At 44.5% G+C, this 20,343-nt stretch carries 20 protein-coding genes; 4 read left to right on the forward strand and 16 right to left on the reverse strand.

The window, feature by feature from the left end; translation table 11 throughout:
* The coding region (locus tag ACWIP2_RS03330; RefSeq protein WP_448518480.1) for a sensor histidine kinase at positions 1-778 on the reverse strand (778 nt) is incomplete at its 3' end.
* Between the two features lie 171 nt (positions 779-949).
* On the opposite strand from ACWIP2_RS03330, the gene ACWIP2_RS03335 reads away from it, so the two are divergent.
* The 3 genes from ACWIP2_RS03335 (at position 950) to ACWIP2_RS03345 (ending at position 4,814) form a co-directional block, all read left to right on the forward strand.
* Positions 950-1,855, forward strand: a complete 906-nt coding sequence (locus ACWIP2_RS03335; protein WP_448518481.1) for a glutamate--tRNA ligase family protein — start codon at positions 950-952, stop codon at positions 1,853-1,855.
* 343 nt (positions 1,856-2,198) lie between these two features.
* Positions 2,199-2,804: a YceI family protein gene (locus tag ACWIP2_RS03340; RefSeq protein WP_448518482.1), complete on the forward strand. Its 606-nt coding sequence runs from the start codon at positions 2,199-2,201 to the stop codon at positions 2,802-2,804.
* 699 nt (positions 2,805-3,503) lie between these two features.
* Positions 3,504-4,814 carry a RepB family plasmid replication initiator protein gene (locus ACWIP2_RS03345; protein ID WP_448518483.1) on the forward strand — a complete coding sequence of 437 codons (1,311 nt, stop codon included), beginning with the start codon at positions 3,504-3,506 and terminating at the stop codon, positions 4,812-4,814.
* Between the two features lie 4 nt (positions 4,815-4,818).
* Here the strand turns inward: ACWIP2_RS03345 and ACWIP2_RS03350 are convergent, their stop codons facing one another.
* The 15 genes from ACWIP2_RS03350 to ACWIP2_RS03420 all read right to left on the reverse strand — a co-directional run bounded on the left by ACWIP2_RS03350 (position 4,819) and on the right by ACWIP2_RS03420 (position 16,034).
* Entirely contained in the window at positions 4,819-5,688 is an 870-nt protein-coding gene (locus ACWIP2_RS03350) for an HAEPLYID family protein (RefSeq protein WP_448518484.1), read from the reverse strand.
* Between the two features lie 34 nt (positions 5,689-5,722).
* Positions 5,723-6,625, reverse strand: a complete 903-nt coding sequence (locus ACWIP2_RS03355; RefSeq protein WP_448518485.1) for a hypothetical protein — start codon at positions 6,623-6,625, stop codon at positions 5,723-5,725.
* Positions 6,626-6,649: 24 nt separating this feature from the next.
* On the reverse strand, positions 6,650-7,387 hold the full coding sequence (locus ACWIP2_RS03360; protein ID WP_448518486.1) for a ParA family protein: 738 nt from the start codon (positions 7,385-7,387) through the stop codon (positions 6,650-6,652).
* Positions 7,388-7,493: 106 nt separating this feature from the next.
* Entirely contained in the window at positions 7,494-7,790 is a 297-nt protein-coding gene (locus ACWIP2_RS03365) for a hypothetical protein (RefSeq protein ID WP_448518487.1), read from the reverse strand.
* 25 nt (positions 7,791-7,815) lie between these two features.
* Positions 7,816-8,151: a hypothetical protein gene (locus ACWIP2_RS03370; protein WP_448518488.1), complete on the reverse strand. Its 336-nt coding sequence runs from the start codon at positions 8,149-8,151 to the stop codon at positions 7,816-7,818.
* A 46-nt stretch (positions 8,152-8,197) separates the two neighbouring features.
* Positions 8,198-8,509: a hypothetical protein gene (locus ACWIP2_RS03375; RefSeq protein ID WP_448518489.1), complete on the reverse strand. Its 312-nt coding sequence runs from the start codon at positions 8,507-8,509 to the stop codon at positions 8,198-8,200.
* A gap of 6 nt (positions 8,510-8,515) precedes the next feature.
* Positions 8,516-8,989, reverse strand: a complete 474-nt coding sequence (locus ACWIP2_RS03380) for a hypothetical protein (protein ID WP_448518490.1) — start codon at positions 8,987-8,989, stop codon at positions 8,516-8,518.
* Between the two features lie 30 nt (positions 8,990-9,019).
* Entirely contained in the window at positions 9,020-9,889 is an 870-nt protein-coding gene (locus ACWIP2_RS03385; RefSeq protein WP_448518491.1) for a hypothetical protein, read from the reverse strand.
* Between the two features lie 113 nt (positions 9,890-10,002).
* Entirely contained in the window at positions 10,003-11,157 is a 1,155-nt protein-coding gene (locus ACWIP2_RS03390; RefSeq protein ID WP_448518492.1) for a SpoIIE family protein phosphatase, read from the reverse strand.
* A 221-nt stretch (positions 11,158-11,378) separates the two neighbouring features.
* On the reverse strand, positions 11,379-11,798 hold the full coding sequence (locus tag ACWIP2_RS03395; protein WP_448518493.1) for a hypothetical protein: 420 nt from the start codon (positions 11,796-11,798) through the stop codon (positions 11,379-11,381).
* Positions 11,799-11,832: 34 nt separating this feature from the next.
* Positions 11,833-12,246: an STAS/SEC14 domain-containing protein gene (locus tag ACWIP2_RS03400; protein WP_448518494.1), complete on the reverse strand. Its 414-nt coding sequence runs from the start codon at positions 12,244-12,246 to the stop codon at positions 11,833-11,835.
* A 28-nt stretch (positions 12,247-12,274) separates the two neighbouring features.
* On the reverse strand, positions 12,275-13,783 hold the full coding sequence (locus ACWIP2_RS03405) for a GAF domain-containing protein (protein WP_448518495.1): 1,509 nt from the start codon (positions 13,781-13,783) through the stop codon (positions 12,275-12,277).
* A 52-nt stretch (positions 13,784-13,835) separates the two neighbouring features.
* The gene (locus tag ACWIP2_RS03410) at positions 13,836-14,438 is read right to left on the reverse strand and encodes a biliverdin-producing heme oxygenase (protein ID WP_448518496.1); all 603 of its coding nucleotides are present in this window, start codon (positions 14,436-14,438) and stop codon (positions 13,836-13,838) included.
* Between the two features lie 6 nt (positions 14,439-14,444).
* Positions 14,445-15,050 carry a hypothetical protein gene (locus ACWIP2_RS03415; RefSeq protein WP_448518497.1) on the reverse strand — a complete coding sequence of 202 codons (606 nt, stop codon included), beginning with the start codon at positions 15,048-15,050 and terminating at the stop codon, positions 14,445-14,447.
* A gap of 21 nt (positions 15,051-15,071) precedes the next feature.
* On the reverse strand, positions 15,072-16,034 hold the full coding sequence (locus ACWIP2_RS03420) for a hypothetical protein (protein ID WP_448518498.1): 963 nt from the start codon (positions 16,032-16,034) through the stop codon (positions 15,072-15,074).
* A 965-nt stretch (positions 16,035-16,999) separates the two neighbouring features.
* Here ACWIP2_RS03420 and ACWIP2_RS03425 point away from each other — a divergent pair.
* Positions 17,000-20,335, forward strand: coding sequence for a PAS domain S-box protein (locus tag ACWIP2_RS03425; RefSeq protein WP_448518499.1), 3,336 nt, complete (start codon positions 17,000-17,002; stop codon positions 20,333-20,335).
* The last annotated feature ends 8 nt before the right edge of the window (positions 20,336-20,343 follow it).

The raw sequence follows: 20,343 nt of genomic DNA on the forward strand, positions 1-20,343 counted from the left end.
CTACAGAGATGCTGCCGTTCATCATCTCTACTAACTGCTTAGTAATGGCAAGCCCTAAGCCCGTACCACCAAATTTATAAGCAATTTCCTGACTGGCTTGTCTGAAACTCTCAAAAATAATACTTTTTTTCTCATCAGGAATACCAATGCCCGTATCTGCTGCGCGGAAATATAGCCTATAACGTTTTCCCGCTAAGGGAGTTCCTGTTATCTGAATACTCACATAAACTTTTTCAGTAAACTTAAGCGCATTAGACAGCAGATTATTAATCACTTGCTCAAAACGCAAACTATCCAGTACGAGTTGCGCAGGAATCGCCGGATCTGCTTCGTAGTACAGTTGCAGCCCTTTGCGCTCTGCCTGCCAGCGAATGCGGGTCAGTATTTTATTGAGCACCTCCCGCCAATCGGTCGGATGCTCGTTGAGTATTTCGACACCCGTCTCTAGTTTAGAGAAGTTCAGGATCTCATTGACCATTTCCAGCAAACTCACCGAAGCATGATAAATCACTTCTATGTTTTGTGAACTGATTGTAGCAGGTTCTTCGATCATCAGGCGGCTCAGCCCAACCATTGCGTTGAGGGGGGTGCGGATTTCGTGGCTGACCTTTGATAGAAACTGAGACTTAGCCTCTGCTGCCTCCTGCGCCGATTGAAGCGCTTTGGCAATCACTTGTTCGGCCTGCTTTTGCGCACTGCGGTCGTCTATGCGCACTAATGTGAGTTGCTTGCCCATGCGCACAAAGCGCGTAACTGCTACTCCGCCTCGCTGTGCCATACCGGTCGCGGGTGATAGCGCCCAATATTAGAGAGGTTCTCCCACATGTCGTACAGTAATCTCAGCAAGGCTCGATGCAAAACAAGACAGATTAGAAAAAGAAATATAGCTGTAGAACAATATATTTACAAGCAAAAATGTTTTTTAATAGTTATTTGCTGCATCCCATCAATGCTACTGACGCGTTTTGCACCTACACCGAGCGGCTATTTGCACATAGGTAATGTCTTTTCCTTTATCCTGACATGGCTGCTGGCTCGTTTGCAAGGCGGAAGCATCCTGTTGCGTATAGACGATCTGGACAATGAGCGCTTTCGGGCAGCCTATTTGGAAGATATTTTCTACACGCTCGACTGGTTGGAGTTAGACTACGATCTGGGGCCGCAAAGTGTCGCTGATTTTTACGCAAACTGGAGTCAGCAACACCGCATAGACCTGTACAGACAGGCGCTGGACGCATTGCAGCCGTACTTGTTTACCTGCACTTGTTCGCGAAAAAGATGGCAAGCTGCCACCACCGATGGCATGTATCCGGGCACCTGCTTAAGCAATCGGCAGCCTTTCAGCACCCCTGAAGCCGTTTGGAGGCTATACACACCGCCTGAGTTAACAATTAGCTTTCTGACAGCGACCCATCAGGCTTCTCTGCCCCTGATTCCCTATCGGCTGATGCGCCATCCGGTTGTCAGGCGCAAAGACAAACTGCCGGCCTATCAAATTGCCTCTGTCATAGACGATTGTCATTTTGATGTAAACTTCGTAGTACGCGGTCAGGATCTGCTTGCCTCCACTGCCTTGCAGTGCTACTTGGCCCAATGTTTAGGTAAAAACCACTTCGCCACTATTGCCTTTCATCATCACCCGCTGCTGCGAGCGGCAGACGGTACAAAACTATCTAAGTCAGTAAGCAGCCCACCGATCAGAGAGATGGCGCTCGCTGGGGGAAAGCCTGCCGACATATACCGACAATTTTCTGCCATTCTCTGCCCAAACAAGCCACCCGCCAATTCCGCTCGAGAGCTATTACAGCAAGTTGCTATTGATAACATATTACAAATCGAGAACTTACAATACTGATTTACGTTGTTACAGGTGCTTTTGCACACATTCGTTACTTTCTGATGCAATATATTATCTTCACATACGTTTATTTACTTAGTGTTCACTTTTTAATCGTTTTTCACCTATGTTACATTTATTGAATGAGGGTCTTATTGACTCCTCCGATACCGACTGGGATTGGTTTTATCTAATTGATTAACTTATGCAGCCATCGGTAACATCACATTAAAGCGCCTTATCATTCATTCTATAGATGAGGCGCTTTTTCTATTGTCTCAGTTGACTTTTTGGCACAAGCAAACATTTTGGAACAATTAATGTTTAAACAACGATGGTTTTCACTTAAAAAATGTTCAACATGAAAAACACGTTTTTGACAGGAGCTTTTGCATTAGCAGTTTTGGCACTGGTAGCTTTTACCGCCCCTCAAGAAACATACAAAATCAATACGCGTGCTTCTTCTATCGGTTGGGTAGGTAAGAAAATCACAGGTCAGCACAACGGTACAGTAAAAATATCCGGCGGCTCTCTGGAAATGGCAAATGGCAAAATTACCGGTGGTGAATTTTTTATTGACATGACTTCCATTGTTTGCGAAGACATCAAAGACGCTGAAACCAACAGTAAGTTTATCGGACACTTGAAGAGCGATGATTTTTTCTCTGTGGACAAGCACCCGACTGCTACTTTCAAAATTAAGAATGCCAATCCCGGCGCAGTGAAAGACGGCAAGCAGACCTACCGCATCGCCGGTAACCTGACTATCAAAGGCATTACTAAGCACGTAGAGTTTGACGCCGAAACTAAGACAGAAGGCAACAAATTAATGGCTACGGCAGCTTTCAAGATTGACCGCTCTAAGTGGGATATTAGGTACGGCTCAGGCTCTTTCTTCGATGATCTGGGCGATAAAATGATTTATGACGATATTGAACTGACTTTGAACACAGTCTTCGAAAAATAATTTCAACTTGTTAGTTTGTTTAAGTTGATTGAAAAACGCCTGCCCTACAGCATGTAGGGCAGGCGTTTTTCGTAATAAACAATCAAAAAAATATTCATAAAAAAAAGCTATTCACAGCTATCTTATAATAACTATCTTCCTTACTTTCTTAGAGCACGCCTAAGTGCTTCATTTTCAATTTTTTAAGCGGCTTAACTGCTACAAATTTGTGCATAAATGACCCCGAACTGCTACAAATTTGTGCATTTGATGCCCTTTAACTGCTACAAAATAGTGTATTTTGAGGGTTTAACTGCTACAAATTTGTGCATATCATTTTTGGTGATTTTGTTAATAATGTAGTCAAAGTTTTAACTGCTACAAATTTGTGCAAAGCTGTTGAATGGTGTCGGGTGCTACAAGTTTACTTACGCTGTAAGTCCTTAAGTGCTACAAATTTGTGCATTGTCGGTTGCCCGCACACGTGCCTGCTGAACTCTTGATAGCAAAATTTTAAGTGCTACAAATTTGTGCATAATACCCTCTTTGACTGCTTCTTATCCCCTTGACAAGTCTGGTAGCTGCTACAAATTTGTGCATTGATTTTTTTACTTTTTCTGCTACATAAAATTTTGATTTGTAGCAGCTATCAAGTAAGTTCGGATGCGTTTTTGGGAGAATCGAATACAGAAATGCGCTTGAGTTGTCAATAAGATTTACATGAAAGACAAAAAGAAACATCCGATCCACTATACTGTATTTCATCCAAATATACTTATAGGAGTTAATACAGAGTTGAAACTGGCCGAGCAACGGTTGTATATGGAGGTGCTCAATTTTAATCATCTGGCAGAACCCGACAGATTAGACTATGAGATACCCTACGAATTTATTACCCAAAGCACAGACAGAAAAGTGATTCAGAAGAAGGCACATCAGGAGTTTACACGCATTGCTGAAGTGTTGCAAAAGCGCGTTTTTCGCTTAGATAAAGAGTTTATGCAAATGCACTTTAACGAGAAATATGCCGTTACATTTAACCCTTTTCCCGTAATTAAATACAAAGAAAAACACTTTCAGGTGCGCCTCAATGAGTATCTGAAGGCGATTCTGGTCAAGTTGGAAACAGGCTTTACCAAAGGTGATATAGAACTATTGCGCACTTTTCGGAGCGAGTACTCTTTCCTCATGTATTGGCTCATCCGCGAGCAGCAATGGAAACAGCGCGGCGGATTGCTTGATTTCAGCGTAGAAGATCTCAAAAAAGCGCTTGGCTGCGAAAACCAATACGAAGGACGGTTCAATAATTTCAAGGCTCGAGTACTGGATGTTGTACACGAAGAATTTAAAGGCACATGGGTTGAGTTTGAGTACGAAATTTTGCGCGGCGGCAAGGGCGGCAAAGCTATTCAGGGCATTCGCTTCCATTTTAAAAACGATTCGCAGCAAGAGCGGATTCTTATACCTGTTTCGCACTACGAGTGGGAAAATGATTTGCGACGCTATGGTGTTCAGGAACGCGATGTAATCCGCATCCGCGATTGGGTCAATCTTGCCGCCCCCTTAAAAGATGACTATATCTGGGATGTTTTTTATGTAGAAACCTGCATCACAATAGCACAGGAGCACTATCGCGGCAAAAAACAGCAGCCCAAATCCCGTCCAATACAAAGCATGGCAAACTATATTTACGCCGCTCTGGTCAATGGCTGGTGGCTGCCCGAAATCGAGTTTCGCCGCAGCGAGTCGCAGCGCAAGTCGCTTGCCCTGTTGGTGCAGGCACCTATCAGACAGGCTGCGCAGCAAACGTCCGACTTTGCCCCAAAGGCAACCAGTTTGTCAGGACAAGTACTCGAGCGACAGGCTGAGATCCCTTTTGCTGCTGCCAAGCCCAAGTTTACAATGCCTTATGCCGACTTTCAGGCAACCTATCAGGCTTACTGCGAGGCCACGGGCGAGGCTGTCAGCGAAGCAGATTTTGCCTCCCGACTTGGCTATGTAATTGTTGGCGATGTTGTAGAAAAACGCTAAGCCGCTATTTGTGGTGGTGCGGTTCGTAGATGATGCGCACAAAACTGCTAAAGCGCTCTTGTCCGTTGTGCATGGGGATGCCCGTTACCAAACCAATAAGGAAGTTGTCGGTAATGCCAAGCCTGATTTGCGGGCGCATAATTACTTTTAGCCCTTGGTTGGTAAAGGTTTTATTGACTTCCATCCCGACAAAGTTGCGCGTACCGGAAATCATGTAGTGGAAGTTGGTATTGATATCGTACTTGGTCTGTGCCTTTTTACCAAACTCTTGAAGGATTCGCGGCCCTGTGTAGATCAGCGAGTGGAGGTTATTTGTCCATCTTTTGGCGATGATGAAAAAGGGATTGTAGAGATTGCCTTTGTAGAAGTTGCGCCTGTTGATTGCGTTGAGGTCTGCTAACTCAAATTCGTGTATGTAGCCGATTGCCGCTGTAGCATCGTGCCGATCGGATACCCAAAACGACCACTGAGCAGCCAGCTTGAGAGCTTCTATCCGGTCGGAAGGTATTTCTATAGAGTTATCTGTCGGGTTGTTTTTGTAAATAGAAAAAGGGACTTCGATTTCGAGTCCCAGTCGGTTAATAGGTGCAAACTCGTATTCTATCAGTCCTTCGTAGCGAGTAAAACTGGTTACGTCAGTCATTCCGTAGGCTACGTTCCATTCTGCCTCTCCTTTGCGTGCGCCCAAGTCGCGGATCAGATCAATATAGAGTGGTTCTGCATGTAATACTTTTGCAGGTAAACCTTTTACATTTTCTACTTCTTCAATATACAGCGAGTCTGCAATCGTATTGAGAATTTTAACAGAGTCTCCCGATTGTGCTTGTGCTAAGTAAGGTAAAACAAGTAGAAGAAACAAGAGAAATTGTCGCATTGGGTAATAAAGTTTAGTTACCCGCAAAAATATACTACAAAAGGCTTTCTAAGGCATCTATTAAGGCTTTAGCTTCTTCCAGTGCGCTTTTATTGCGTTTTTTAACGGCTTGTCCTAATAGTTTGACAATATTGGCTTTGACTTGCTCGGCTGCTGCGCGAGTATCTTCTATGGGCGGAGAAATATTTGCGGCAGCTATTTTGTCTGTGCTGCCCGGCTTGTCATTGGCTTTTCTGTAGGCTTCCGAAAAACTGCTGCCGTTAGCGAGATATGCTCCCATTGCTGCGAGCAGCTCATCGTTGTTGGCCAGATTAATGAGTTGGAGCTTGCTGAATTTAACCCGCTTGTTGAGCAAATCCCACTTAAGTTGTTCATTGCCTTGGGTGAGTTTGTCTAAGGCTTCGGCAAATTTTTCGTCGCTGCGGATTGTTTTTTCCGATACCTGATGCTGCTCTGCCAACCGTTCGGCGGTGCGTTCGCCTTCGCCGCTTTTTTGGAACTGATTGCTGCCTGTGCCGCCTATTTTGCGTTTTTCCTGTTTGTATTGCAGACCACGCAGGTAGGCTTTGGTTTCTTCGGTAACGTTGCGCTTGCCAAGCTGATTGTTGATCATCCAGTCTTTGGCAGCTTCATCGTCAGCAAAGTTGATCAGTTGTACGCGGAACGGCAGGTTATAGGTCGTGCAGATCTGATAGCGGTTGTGTCCGTCTATGAGGATGTATTTGCCGTCGCGTTGCCATACGATCAGTGCATCGCGGCAGCCTTCCTTGCGGATATTGTCTTCCAATTGGAGGAATTCGTCGGTTGCCAGTGGCGGAATAAAGTGCTTAAACTGCTCTTCAATAACAATATGTTCGCGGATATATTCCAGCGACTGCTGGTTCTGCTTTTCCGCCTGCTCTACTAATTTATCGAATTTGAATGCTTTTTTTGCCATGTGCCTTGTGTACTTGCTGCTGGTTTATTTACCGATGATTTCTTTGGCGAGGGCGGCGTAGTCTTCCGCACCTGCCGAGCGTGGACTGTATTGAAAAATATCTTTGCCTGCGGAGGTTGCCTCGGCTAAGCTGATGTTTTGGCGGATTGCTGTCTGGTAAACTTTGCCCTGATAAATATCGCGGACAGTTTCGGCAATGTGCTGTCGGAAAACTGTCTTATTCATTTGCGTAATGAGCAAGCCTGCTACCTCAATGGTTGGGTTCAGGTTTTCGCGGATGCTCTCTACCAGCCGCAGAATGGTCTGTAAGCCTTTGACCGCAAGGTATTCCGACTGCACAACGATCATTACTTCGGTAGCTGCGATGAGTGCATTGGTCGTCAGAATGCCTAAGGAAGGCGGGCAATCAATCAGGATAAAATCATAGGTATCTTTGATGGGGCGGAGGGCATTTTTCAGGCGAAAATAACCGTTTACGTCTGCCTGCAACTTTACCTCTGCTTCCGACAAATCCAGATCGGCAGGCACCAGATCTAAGTTTTCCGACAGGTGCATAACAGGCAGCGGCTCGTTTTCGCAAATTGCCTGATAAATATTTTGCTCCGGCTCTTCTATTCCTATTGCCTGTGAAAGATTTGCCTGCGGGTCAATATCTATAATGAGTGTCTTCTTGCTGTTGAGGGAAAGCGCTTTTCCAAGATTGAGCGTCGTTGTGGTTTTGCCTACGCCGCCTTTGTGGTTGATGATGGCGATAACTTTCATCCGTTCCAGATTATATGAAGTTTACGAAATTAGTTCTTTATGCGCTTTCCTGCAAAAAAAGCAGCGTGGTAACATTTACCACGCTGCTAAAAACAGTTCTATCTACTTACTTCTTACCGGCAATCAGGTTGTTGAAGTTATTGTATCTGTCTAAAAAATCCTTTATATATGCATCGTTTACTGCATTTCGCACCTGCCCTGTTGCTGCCCCTGTAATAGGTGGTGCAGCTACTTGCATATCTGCCGGGCGTTTGAGCACAGCAACGTTTTCTGCAGCAGTAGGCGAATCTTCCAAGTGTTTTTCCAAAAACTCAGTCAGTTTGGGTTCCATCTTGAGGATGAACTCTTCGCTGCCTTCCAGTTCGTATTCTTTCTGGTTGATTCTCAGGCGAATGTGTGCCATAAACGATGATAGTTTGAAGGTCAGATTAATGCATCATACGGTGATAAGCTGGGAAGTAGGTAGAATCTTGGTGCATATTGCGGAAAGTCTCCTCAATCGCATTCATTCCCTTTGTTGTGATAGACGAATAGTAGTAGTAGCTGTCTTGTCCTTCGCTGCCGCCCGAATAGTGGCGAGGTTGGATCAGGTCTTCTGCTACCAGATACTCGTAGGCGCTGCGGAAGGCATGGTAGCCCATTCCGTTTTGACTGGCCAGTTCACGCATGTTGAAAGACATTTCAGCATTTGCGTTAGACTTTTTGTAGAGAGCGAATAACAGGTTGAAACGCTCTGTTTGCTTGTCAAAAATAAGATTTGTCATGGTCTTTAAATTTTAAAATTTAACTAATTAGTTTAAAAAATTGATTTTATTTTATCATTTTGGTATAAGGCGGAAAATAGCTCGAGGGTTTACTGGTGTCCCTGAACACATCTTCCACAGCCTTAATCCCTAAATGCGTAATTTTAGAAAAGCTGCCGTTGATAGGGTTGCTGATGAGCTTTTCGTTGAGTAGGTACTCAAAGGCACGTGCAAACTCGTGCTGGCTCATCCCCTTCTCCATAGCGACCCGCCCCAAGTCGCAGAGTGCATTGCTCCCTACCTGTGTACGGGCGTAAAGGGCAGCTAATAATTCAAAACGCTGTGCCTGATTTTGCAGGATTATTTCTGACAATGGCATATCGTTTTATTGGTTAATGGCTTGTAGCAAATCGGTACATGCACGGATGTCCAGATGATGACAAATATTGCTCGGCGACTTTTTGTAAATTTCTTTGCGACAATCCTCTATATATTCCAACAGCCAAGGTTCCATCAGGTACAACTTGCGATGCACACCGAGCTGAAACTCCCGATACATCATCTGCTTCCAGTGCAGATAGTACCATTCCATAGAGTTATATTGCAGTATGTGCAGCTTGCGCATGTCTATAATAAACTTTTCACAGCCTGTTTTTTGTGCAAGCATTGTACACTGATGCAGCAACTTTTTAAAGTCCTGGTCAAAAATATGAGTTGTGCGAACCTGACAAATAAAAATAGTCGGTTGTTGCTGTTTGCTCACATAAATACTTCCATATTTATCTTCATAGGACAGATAAAAATCGTTTGCTATTTTCTGCTGTTCTTCCGGCAAGTCTGAATAAGCTGATTTTTGCATTGTACAGGTAATTTTAGAGTGATTTAAAAATTACATTTTAAAAATCAGCATTGAATTTCCTGCAAAACTTTGCTGCTGCTCGGCTGTTGCCGACTGAAATAATGCCTTTATTTCTTTTTGCTGTTTGTGTATGTCAAATTTGCTTATTTCCGGCAATAACTCTCTGAAATTGAACACCAAAGGTTGCAACGATTCATCTTTTTCGAGTGCAAAAGTAGGCAGATAAAATGCGCTGTTTTTAATATAATCTATTGGATACGCTTTATAAAATTCATTTTGATGAGATTTTGGAGAAGTATATTCGCTGTTGATGGCTACAGCTGATAAGTTTTCTTTTGAACAATAATAAAGCGGTATCGAATTAGTATAATAGGTCATCTTTGCCCAAAAAGGTTCGATGGCGCAAACTGCTAATTCATAATTTAAATGTTGTGCTTCTTCAAAGAGTTCTGCTATTTTACTATTAAACGAATCAGGTTGATATTTATTTTTATCAATTTGAAAAAAAGATGATTCAAAAACTTTTTCTATGAGTAGGCGTAGAAATAGACTCATCAATATACCGGGCTGCTGATTGCCTTTATAACTTCCTGTAAACAAGAGGATTAAGCCCATTTTTTGAGTGACGTATATGATCGTATTATAATTGTTTTCGCTACTGAAATTGATAGTATGACTTTCAGAAAAAATATCTTTTAATAAGTCCTGATCCGTACATATTTTATTGTATGCATAATCGTAGAAGTTATTATTGCATTGATCTGTAATCAAATTTTCAGTTGTATGCTTACTTTCATAAAAAATAGATGCAAGTGCTTCCGAAGAAATATTCTGCGGATAATCGCCGTAGTCAGTTAACTTTCTAATAAGTCCGATAATAAGACCGTTTCGGTTCTCCATTTTGGTTTAAAAAGTGAGATTTTTAAAAATCCTTATGAACAAAAATAGGTTAATTCAAATAATTTTTTATGTGTATGAATACCTATTTTTAATAAGTAGGATTACTCGTTTTTTCAGACTTGTATTTGGATGCCAACTACCAGAATATCATCAATTTGCGGGTAGCCCATCTTCCATTCTTTCAGTGCATTTTCCAGTAGTTTCGGATGCTCGCTGATGGGTTGTTGCTGGAAAGAGGCAAGCATTTCCCTGAATTTGGCAGAGCCAAATCTTTTAATTTCTCCCCGTGTATCGCCGCTCCCAAACTGGTCTGCAAAGCCATCGGAGAACATATACAAAGTGGTTGTTTCTTGCAATGAAAAAGAATGCTTTGTAAACTGATGAGAATTGTAGTTATGCCAGCCGCCAATGCTCATGCGATCTGCTTTTATTACCCGCATTTCTCCATTTTGAAAAAGTATCAGCGGATTTCTTGCGCCGGCATATTCGAGGGTTTTACTGGCCAGATCTATTTTACAAATTGCCAGATCCATCCCGTCTTTGTTATTGGTTTCATCTTGGTTGAGCATGTCGTTCAGGCTCAAGTTGAGTGCATACAGAATCCGATCGGGGGAAAATATCTTCAATACGTTAACTATTTTATCGAGTAGGCTGTGCCCGATAATTGACATCAGTGCGCCAGGAACGCCGTGGCCGGTACAATCTACCGCAGCTACGATGATCTGGTTGCCGTGGATGCTGTACCAGTAGAAGTCGCCCGATACCACATCTTTTGGCTTAAGAAAGGCGAAACTATTGGGCAGAAACCTTTGCAAGTGCGCAAAAGACGGCAAAATGGCTTTTTGGATGCGCTGGGCGTAGTTGATGCTGGCCGCTACTTTCGAATTGGTTTTATCTAATTCTTCGATGGTTGCCTCTAAGTAGCCGCGTTGCATTTCTATCTCTTCGTTGGTTTCCTGCAGCTGTTTGAGAGTTTGCTCCAACTCGGCAATGGTTGCTTCTAAGTAAGTACGCTGCATATCCATTTCGTCTTTGCTTTCCTGCAAAGTCGCCATGGTTTGTTCCAGCTCCTGTTTTTGCTGGTTGGCTTGTGCTAAAATGGATTCGTAGTTCTCGTAATTTTTCTGAGAGATAAGTTTCTGTTCTTCTATGTATTCGTTGAGGTAGGCGTTTTCCTGTCGTAAGCGCTTGATCTCCTCCTCCTTAGCGGCAAGCAGCGCAAGCAGATCCTGATGCAGATGCGAGGTATCAGTAACAGTCTGTTTCATGTGCTTTTTAATTTGCGACTTCTTTACCAGCATGTCAGGTAGCAGTTAGCCGTTGCTTTTGATGTAATTTATTACTATGCCTTGCTGGCTCATCGGTTTACATGAACCTCTCAGTACAGATTTTGCCTTTGAAGAAATGCATGGCAAGATGCAGACCCAATCTGTATCCCCTGTTTGCACAGGGGATATAGGTTGCATTCGCGTTTTGATTCACTAACTATTCAGGATGCCTTTGTTACTGTAGAAGTTTCCAATAGCAACCATGCCTTGGCCTCTTCAGTATCGTTAAAAAACGCAATGCTGGTACGAGGATGTGCTTCTGCAATCTTTGAGACAACAATCCGCAGTGGAATCTTATTGAAAATGTTATTCGGTACAACAACCGATATTTTATTTGCATTTTTTACAACTTCCAATGCCTGCGGCAGCCAGTATTCTACTGTCCACTCGCTGTCCTGATAGGTGATGTCGCCACTTCGTTTGTAGTCCAGCAGCCAGCAGTTACTCTTGGTTTCCAGCGCGGTATTAAGAAATACCTGATGGCCCAACCTGTAATCAATCGTATCAATGTGCCCAACCCATTCCATGACCAACATCTCATCATAGATTTGGATTTTCAGGTAATTATTATGTTCGTCCATAAAACGCGTGGTTAGAAAAGAATGCGAATATTGTTTAAACCGCTACGGTTTCCTCTTGCAACAGCCAATCCATCGCATCGCGTTTGTCGTTGAAGTAGGCAATTTCCGCTTCGGTGAGTTTAGCGATGGTTGTGGCAATTACGCGGCTGGCAACCTTGTTGAATACGTCGTTAGACAGAATGATGGCCACTTTCTGAATGTTTCCTCTCAGGGCGGCAACTGCGCCGGGCAGCCATTCGTCGGTTGTCCATTTTTGGTCTTTTACATCAATGACTTTGCCGTTGGTAAAGTCCAACAGCCAGTGCGAATGCTTGCCTTCTATGAGCAGTTTGAGGTATTGTTCAAACCCCTTTCGATAGGCATCTGACTTAGCAAGCCCCTTCCATTCCATAGTGGCAACGGACTTTTCAGCCTTTATTTGCAGAAATGGTTCATCAAAATAGGTCATACTGGTGTCTTTTTTGTTTTAATTTCTGCTATTGAATCAGCGCATCGCGCAGTTCTGCGGCCATCTGAGTTTCGTAAGACTTCCATGCTTCCGAACTCAATTCCACGCTTTTTTGCCATGCCTGAAACGATTTACGGGGCGATACGCGCATGGTTTTTTCGTCAATGTGCATTGCCTGATCGGGGTTGCCTGCCCAAGTAGCTGCCAGTATGCGCTCTGGACGGAACCAGAGGATAAAATCACCTTGACTGCGCGAAATAGGCACTGCCAATACGCCGCTTGCAGCATCTTTTATCCGTTCGCCGCCAACCAGTACATGGGACAGTTTGCTGGTTACAAACAGACCGCGAGCATCTTCCTGATACAGAATATTGTAAGACGGATTGCTCAGTAGGCTGACGAGCGCCTTTATTTCTTCGGCAGTCGGCGTATAGCCGCCGAGCGTCAGTTGTCCGTTTTTGTATATAGCCACACCATCGGCATTAACCATGCTGAGCAGCGGAGTTATAGCTTGTTGCAACTGTCCGTTCTGGATTGCTTGCTGCGCGCTGGTTTTGAATTTGCGCAGGCGGTTGGCTTGAGAGCTTTCGTCGTCCAGCTGGCTGAGCATCATCACGAACATCTCTACGATTTGTTCGCATACCAATCTGTTCACATAAGGCACCAATTTGCCAGAATAGTGGTGGCAGGCAAACATGCCGATGAGCTTGCCATCTTTCACGATACTGAAAGACATAGACGAGTTAATGCCCAGATTTTTCATGTATTCTATGTGTGTAGGGGCTACGGCACGCAAAATAGTCGGGGTCATGTCTAAAGGCTTGCGCGTCAGCGGGTTAATCTCCGGTACGAGAGGCACTTGCGGCTCGTGCAGATCGGGCAGGTAGCGGCAGTTTGTGCTCATATACAGGCGGCGCACCCGATACGGAATATCCGAAGCAGGGAAACGCAGCCCCAGAAAGGAATCTGCTCCGCGAACAGTTGCTTCGGCTACTACCTGACCGTGATAGTCTTCGTCGAACTTGTAGTACATGACGCGGTCAAAGTCGGTCAGATCGCGGATTTCGTTGGTGGCGATATCAATCAGTTGCTCGACGAAAACTGCACTCTGAATCTTTTCCATAGCGCTCATCGCTGCCATTTGGTAGGCATCTACATTGTCTATCGCCTGATTGGCAGGCTCTAGCTCGATGATGAGCAAGCCTTGGTGGCGCAGCAGAATACTGTCGCAAACCTTACCGCGAAAGTTCAGCCGGACGGGGTTTACCATGCTCAGGTTGGTAGAGCGCACTGCCCTTTGCAGCGCTTCGATACTGGCAGGATCCAAAAAGTTGATGATCGGTTGGTTGATCAGTTGCTGTGCATCTACGCCCACAATGCGATTAGTATTCTGGCTGACTTGCGTAATGGTGAGGCTGGTTTCCTGCAAGACCAGCATCGCGCCGTGCGATTGTATTTTGCCGGGCGTTTCAAAATTATATCGGTCGCACTCGGTCTCAATTACTTCTCTGGGAGAAAGGGACAATCCATTGTTCATATTTAAATAAGCCGGTTAAGTGATTTGAATAGTTGTATGAATGTTGCGTGTTTCAGGCGGAAAGCCATTTGTCTAATTTCTGAAAGGTAAGTGAAGCTGTTTCCAGCAGTTCCTGATGGGCTTCCGGATGGCGGTCTGCAAATTGGTTGAGCATTATCTGGAACTCTTTCCACATATAGCCTAAGTTTTCTGTGCCGTAGCTGTTGAAATAGGCGGCGCCCTGCTCGGCGGTGAAACCGAATTTTTTGGCCAACGCGCGGCTGAGAAACTGTCCACCCAGTGTAGATCCTTCTACTACGTAGAGAAAGCCAATGCGCTGAGCATCCGTTTGCAGCGGCGGCAAGTCTTGGCATATGGTCAAATCTGCCAGATCAGCACCCAAAAAGTGTAGATCTTGTACGAGTTTGGGAGTTTTCCGGCGTGCAGCAATGTCAAAACCCATCTGTTTCCAGAGGGTAGATTGCTCCAAAAGAGGCTCACAGGCGCTGTAGAAACCATAGAATTTACGCAATAGATGTGTGTAGTCTTCTTTGGTAATCGTTCCCTCCACAATAGCTTTGGTGAGGGGGTTCTGTTCTATCTGATCGTGGTGGGTAGCGGTAAAGGCTTTTAATTGTTTGCCAATTTGCGCTTCCTGTTTGATTGCTCCTTCCATGGTGTCCTATCGGCTTTGATGGTACAATAATTCGTTAATTTTGCGCTCTAATTTGGAAAGCATCAGCGCCTGTGTGCGCACGCTTTGAATAAGCTCTTGATGCGAATCGCTTTCGCCTGCATTTTCTTGCAGCGAGCCTATAGCGTTCATGATGTAATCTACCTTGCGATCTATCTTAGACAGGTATAGGTTGGTGCTGCGCAACTGGGAAGAAAGCATTTTTATCTCATTTTTCAGCTCGTCTGCATCGCCTTTGTGTTCCAATAACTTTACTTCTTTGGTCAGTTTGGCAATTTGCAGGGTGTGTGCCCGCAGTTGGTTGATCATTTCTTCGTTCTGTTCGCCGCTTGTGGCAGGTTGCTGCCTTTGCAGGATCAGCGTCTCTAGTTCATTGATTTTGTTGAGGATAGCATCGTTTGCCTGAGTACTGCCGTTGATTTCGGGTGTTGTAGCGGGCGTTGTGAAAGCCGCAGGCTGTTTGACAGGCTCTTGTCTGATCTGGGGTTCAAAAAAAGGCGTATCAAACCCCGGCTCGCTGACGGACTTTTTTTGTTCCTGCACCAAAGGTTTGGGGGTGAAACTAAATATCGGATTAAAGTTGTCCGGATTCATAAGTGAGGTGTTTGTGATGGATTAGAAACTAAAACCGATGATCGCATCGCTGCTGTTCTTTTTGGCAAGCCATTTAGTTAATTGTGCTTTCTTGTCCTGAGGGCTTTCTTCCGCTATTTTTTTGAGCAGTTTGTCCAGATCGCTGCTGACGTTGTTGCCGTACAAGAAAAAAGAAGTGCCTCGTCTGATGTTTGTCTGATGTCCTGAAAAACTGTTAGAAGCCGTGCCAGCAAAAGATTTACTGCCTTCGTGCACAGCTACTCCTTCTTCGCCTACCTGTACTAAGTGCATACGAGCACCTGCAAAAAATACCTTTGCCTGTCGTTTGTCAATCAGACAAACCCCAACCTTCAATTTTGGGGGCAGCGACGGATGGCGCAGGTGGTACTCGGTAATTTTGCGGTTGATTTGCAAGAGCATGTCTTCAGCTTGCTCCGTTTCGGAATTGATGCTCAAGACGGCTTCGCTGCCGATTACAGCAAGTACCTGATGGCTGACAGCGTTGTTTTCTGCCTGCAACGAGACAATGCAGATGCGGTTTTTCCAGTTGCCCGACCAGAGAAAGAATTCGCTGTTGTTTTGTGCGATCAGCCCGCCTCCAAGGAAAGATTGCAACTTCTCTTCGGCAGTTTCTGCATAGCCTTGTACCAGTTCCTGATAAAAACTATCTGTAGTAGTTGATGCTGATGACGAGATTGCCGCCGCATAAGGCTCGTGATGGTGTCCATTGCCGTTGCTATTCCCTTTGCTGAGTGCTTGTAGTTGCTCATGCAGCAACTCGATGCTTCGCTTCAACTCATCCAACTTGTAATTGGTTTGTTGTTGGTAGCGCGCAATTTCGCTTGTATCTACATGAGCTGTGGTTATAGTTGCGGCTGACGGCTGATGACCGAAAGCAGTGCTAATGTCTTTGGGTAGTTGCTTCTCCGAATTGACTAAATATTTGATCAATTCCAATATGATGGTATCCCGTCTGGCTTCCATAGTAAAAATTCGTAGGTTAAGGATGGTAGTTCCTTGGCAGGCTGTCTAAAAAACTCTGTGCAATTAGCAAAAGACAGAATGTCCGAACTGTTACAAAGATCTACTTCAAAAATATTGAAAGGTATAAGTAGGACTACTTATTTTGCCTAAGTAAAAGTGCTCAAAATCAGGCTAAAATACTTAGATATAAGCGCATGTACGTTGTTGATTTGATATGCCCCAATAGACTAAAACGAGGCTGTTTATCAATTATTGTAGGCACAGAAAAATTAAATTTTGAGATGTGCAGCGCGAGTGCAGCGCGGGTGCAGTGTGGGTGCAGTGTGGTAACATTTACCACGCTGCTAAAAAAGCATCGCACACTATCCCACTTTTTATCTACATCGAAAGTCATCGCGCAGAGGTTTTCTGGAAAACAACCGGCTTGGCAGAACTTACGCAGCCGTTTTATTGGCGATACAAAGAACGCTTTTTGTTGAACTGTTCAAATGTTGTCAGCATTTTGAGCAGTTATTTTACGCCATTTTATACCATTATGAATTGCCCAATGGATCAATCGAGGCTGTCCAAAAAGTAACACAGATTTTAGTCTGTGATTTCCTAAATAACCGATCATCAAACAGCTACAGACTGAAGCCTGTGCTACATTCAGCCTCCTTAGACAGCCTCACAGAGCAGAAAAAAGGGGGGATGATTTCAACACTACCCATATGCAATCCTTACGGGATAAAAACTGCATGGTAGATGATTCGTTTTAGCATTAATCAATTTTTTTAGATATTTGCTAATTTTTTTTAATCAGTAAAATTGAGTTTGCTTGAGTCGGGTTCAACAATGTATTTCCTTTAAATGCTTCTTAGCCGACCAATTACAAAACATAATAAATTCATTGTGAAGACGTTTTGTTTTGAAATTAACAGTTTCCTTCATCAGAAATAATATAAAACTGTAAAAATCTCACCGGCATGCTATTTAGTATCATAGGAAAAGAGCGGATGCAATCTTTCCGTTTAGCCGAGCAAACGGCCGAACGACTCACAAAAGAAGCCGAACGGGCTGCAAAGTTTGTAGAAGCTATCACCCATGGAAAATTAGACGAAGCACAACACGCCATCGCCGATTTGGCAACCAACCAACCATCTAACTTAACTCGCGCTTTGCTCAAAATGCGCGAAGAGATGCAGCGCATTGCCGCCAAAGAGGTAGAGCGCCAATGGGCTAATGAAGGATTGGCAAAATTTGTCGAAATCTTGCGGATTGGTACGCACGATTTAGACTTGCTATATAACAGCATTATTTCCAACTTAGTCAAATACGTAAACGCCAACCAAGGCGGGCTTTTTATTGTCAATGAAGAAGACGGGCGCGAGCCGTTTATTGAGATGGTCGCCTGCTATGCCTACGACCGCCGCAAATTCCTGCAAAAGCGTATTGAAATAGGCGAAGGGCTTATCGGGCAAGTTTATTTGGAAAAAGAACACATTCAATACAATGCGCTGCCCAAAAACTACTCTACCATCAGTTCAGGATTAGGGCAAGAAAGCCCCAGTACGCTGTTGATTGTGCCGCTCAAAGTAAATGAAAAAGTGGTCGGCATGATTGAACTGGCGGCTTTTCAACCTTTTCAGCCCTATCAGGTAGATTTTATACAAAAACTGGGTGAAAATATTGCTTCTACAATTGCCAACGCGCAGGTCAGCAAGCGCACGCAATATTTGTTGCGCATTTCGCAGCAGCAAACCGAGCAGCTGCGCTCTGCCGAAGAAGAAATGCGCCAAAACATGGAGGAGTTGCAAGCCACACAGGAAGAAATGCAGCGCAAAGAAATGGAGATGAACGGCTTGTTTGCCGCCATTGACCTCACGCTTTGCATGGTAGAGCTTAATACTCAAGGCATGATAACCTCTGCCAACCTTCGTTTTGCCGAATCGTTGGGTCTCGTGCCTGAAGAATTGCGGGGCAAAAAATTGCAATCCTTTTTTGTGTCAAGCCCCAAAACAGGCAATTTTGAGCAAATCTGGAAGCAGGTTCAAAACGGCATTTCGCAAATCGGCAACTATTTGTTCAACGGAAAAGACGGCCGTCAGGTATGGTTGCAAACAGTTTTCAGCCCCGTTAAAGATGCGGGCGGTAACGTTCGCAAGGCGCTGATGTTCGGTCAAGACATTACCGCCAACAAGCAAGCAGAAATTTACTATCAACGCCTTTCTTTGGTAGCCGATAATACCGATAATTCGGTTATCATTACCGATGCCAACGGCATTACCGAATATGTCAATCGCGGCTTTGAGCGCATGACCGGCTATAAAGCCGATGAGATTATCGGTAAAAAACCCGGACATGTTTTGCAAGGCCCCGATACCGACCCCAATACGGTGGCGCGCATCAGCCAGAAACTTAAAACTAAGCGCGCTTTTCAAGAAGAAATCCTTAATTATTCCAAAGACGGCAGACCTTACTGGATTTCGCTAACCGTTAATCCTATTTTTGACGAGCAAGGTCAACTGAGCAAGTTTATCGCCATTCAATCAGATATAACGCAAAATAAATTACAAGCCATTGACCTAAGCGGCAAAATGGAGGCGATTAATCACGCCAATGCCATTATTGAGTTCGATACGAAGGGCAATATCCTCACGGCTAACGATAACTTCTTGCAACTGATGGAGTATTCATTAGAGGAAATACAAGGTAAACACCACAGCATTTTTGTATCGGCTAAAGAACGGGCTTCAGAAGCATATAAACACTTCTGGGAAAAACTCGGCGGGCAAGCAGGTTTCAACGACGGCGAATTCGAACGCATTACCAAATCAGGAAAAACGGTATGGTTGCGAGGCAATTACAATACGATTGTAGATTACTTGGGCAGACCGCAGAAGGTTATCAAAATTGCGCAAGACATCACCGCCGAGCGAATATTGATGATGGAAATTCAGCAAAACAACGAAGAGCTTAAAACCCAAGGAGAAGAAATTCGCCAAAACTTGGAGGAGCTGCTCGCCATCCAAGAAGCGCTGCAAGACAAGCAACGCGAAGCCGAAGCAATTGCCCAAAAGTTCAACAACATTTTGGAAGGCTGCGTTGATGCGGTAATTACCATCGACAAAACCGGTATCATCAGTTTCTTCAATTCGGCAGCCGAAAAAATGTGGGGCTACGAGCGCAACGAAGTTATTGGCAAAAACGTGAAAATACTGATGCACAGCGACCATGCCGCCCAGCACGACCGCTACCTGCACAACTACGCAACCACCCGCCAGAAGAGGGTTATCGGCATCGGTCGTGAGGTAGAAGCCCGCCATAAAGACGGAAGAACCATACCTATCCTGCTGACGCTGAGCGAGTCGGAATTTAACGGCGAATCGGTTTATACGGCTTTCATCAAAGACATCACCAAACAAAAAGAACTCGAAGCGCAAACCCTACAACAAATAGAGGAATTGCGCACCCAGGAAGAGGAAATTCGCCAGAACTTAGAAGAATTGCAAGCCAACCAAGAAGAAATGCAGCGCACGGCCATGAACCTCAACGGACTGATGGCTGCCATCAATACCACTATGGCTACCGTTGAGTTTGATATGGAAGGGCTTGTAATTGATGCCAACAGCAATTTCCTTGAAACAATGGGTTATCGGTTAGAGGAAATTGTAGGGAAGCCGCACCGCCTGTTTGTAGATGCCAAAGAGGCCAATTCGCCCGAATATGTCAAGTTATGGGACAACCTGCGGCTCGGCAGACCGTTCATAGGCGAAATTAAGCGGTTGGCAAAGAACGGAGAGGAAAAATGGTTTAGCGCCAGCTACATGCCCGTGATGGATAGACACGGAAGACCGGTGAAAGTCATTAAACTCGCACAGGAAATTACCCAACAAAAAATGGTCAATCTGGATGTTTCCGGTCAGTTAGACGCTATCCGCCGTTCGTTTGCAGTAGCCGAGTTTGACATGAAAGGACATCTGACCCAAGCCAACGATAACTTCCTTGACTTGCTCGACTATGGCATCAACGAAATAATGGGTCGGCATCACAAGTTATTTATGGGCAAACAAGAGGCGGAAACCAGTGAATACGCTATGTTCTGGACAAATCTTCGCAGCGGCAAAGCGCAAGAAGGAGAGTTTAAATTGCGCAACAAAGCGGGGCAGGAGGTTATCGTTCGTGGGAGCTATAACCCAATTATGAACCTGAACGGAGAGCCTTACAAGATAGTGGCGTATTTGCAACAAATGATTGTCCAAAAAAACGGCAAGGACAGAGATGAAACCACAATAGAAGCCACAGATGAAAAGGCTTCCTGATAAAGAGC

This window comes from Rhodoflexus sp. (assembly GCF_053489755.1).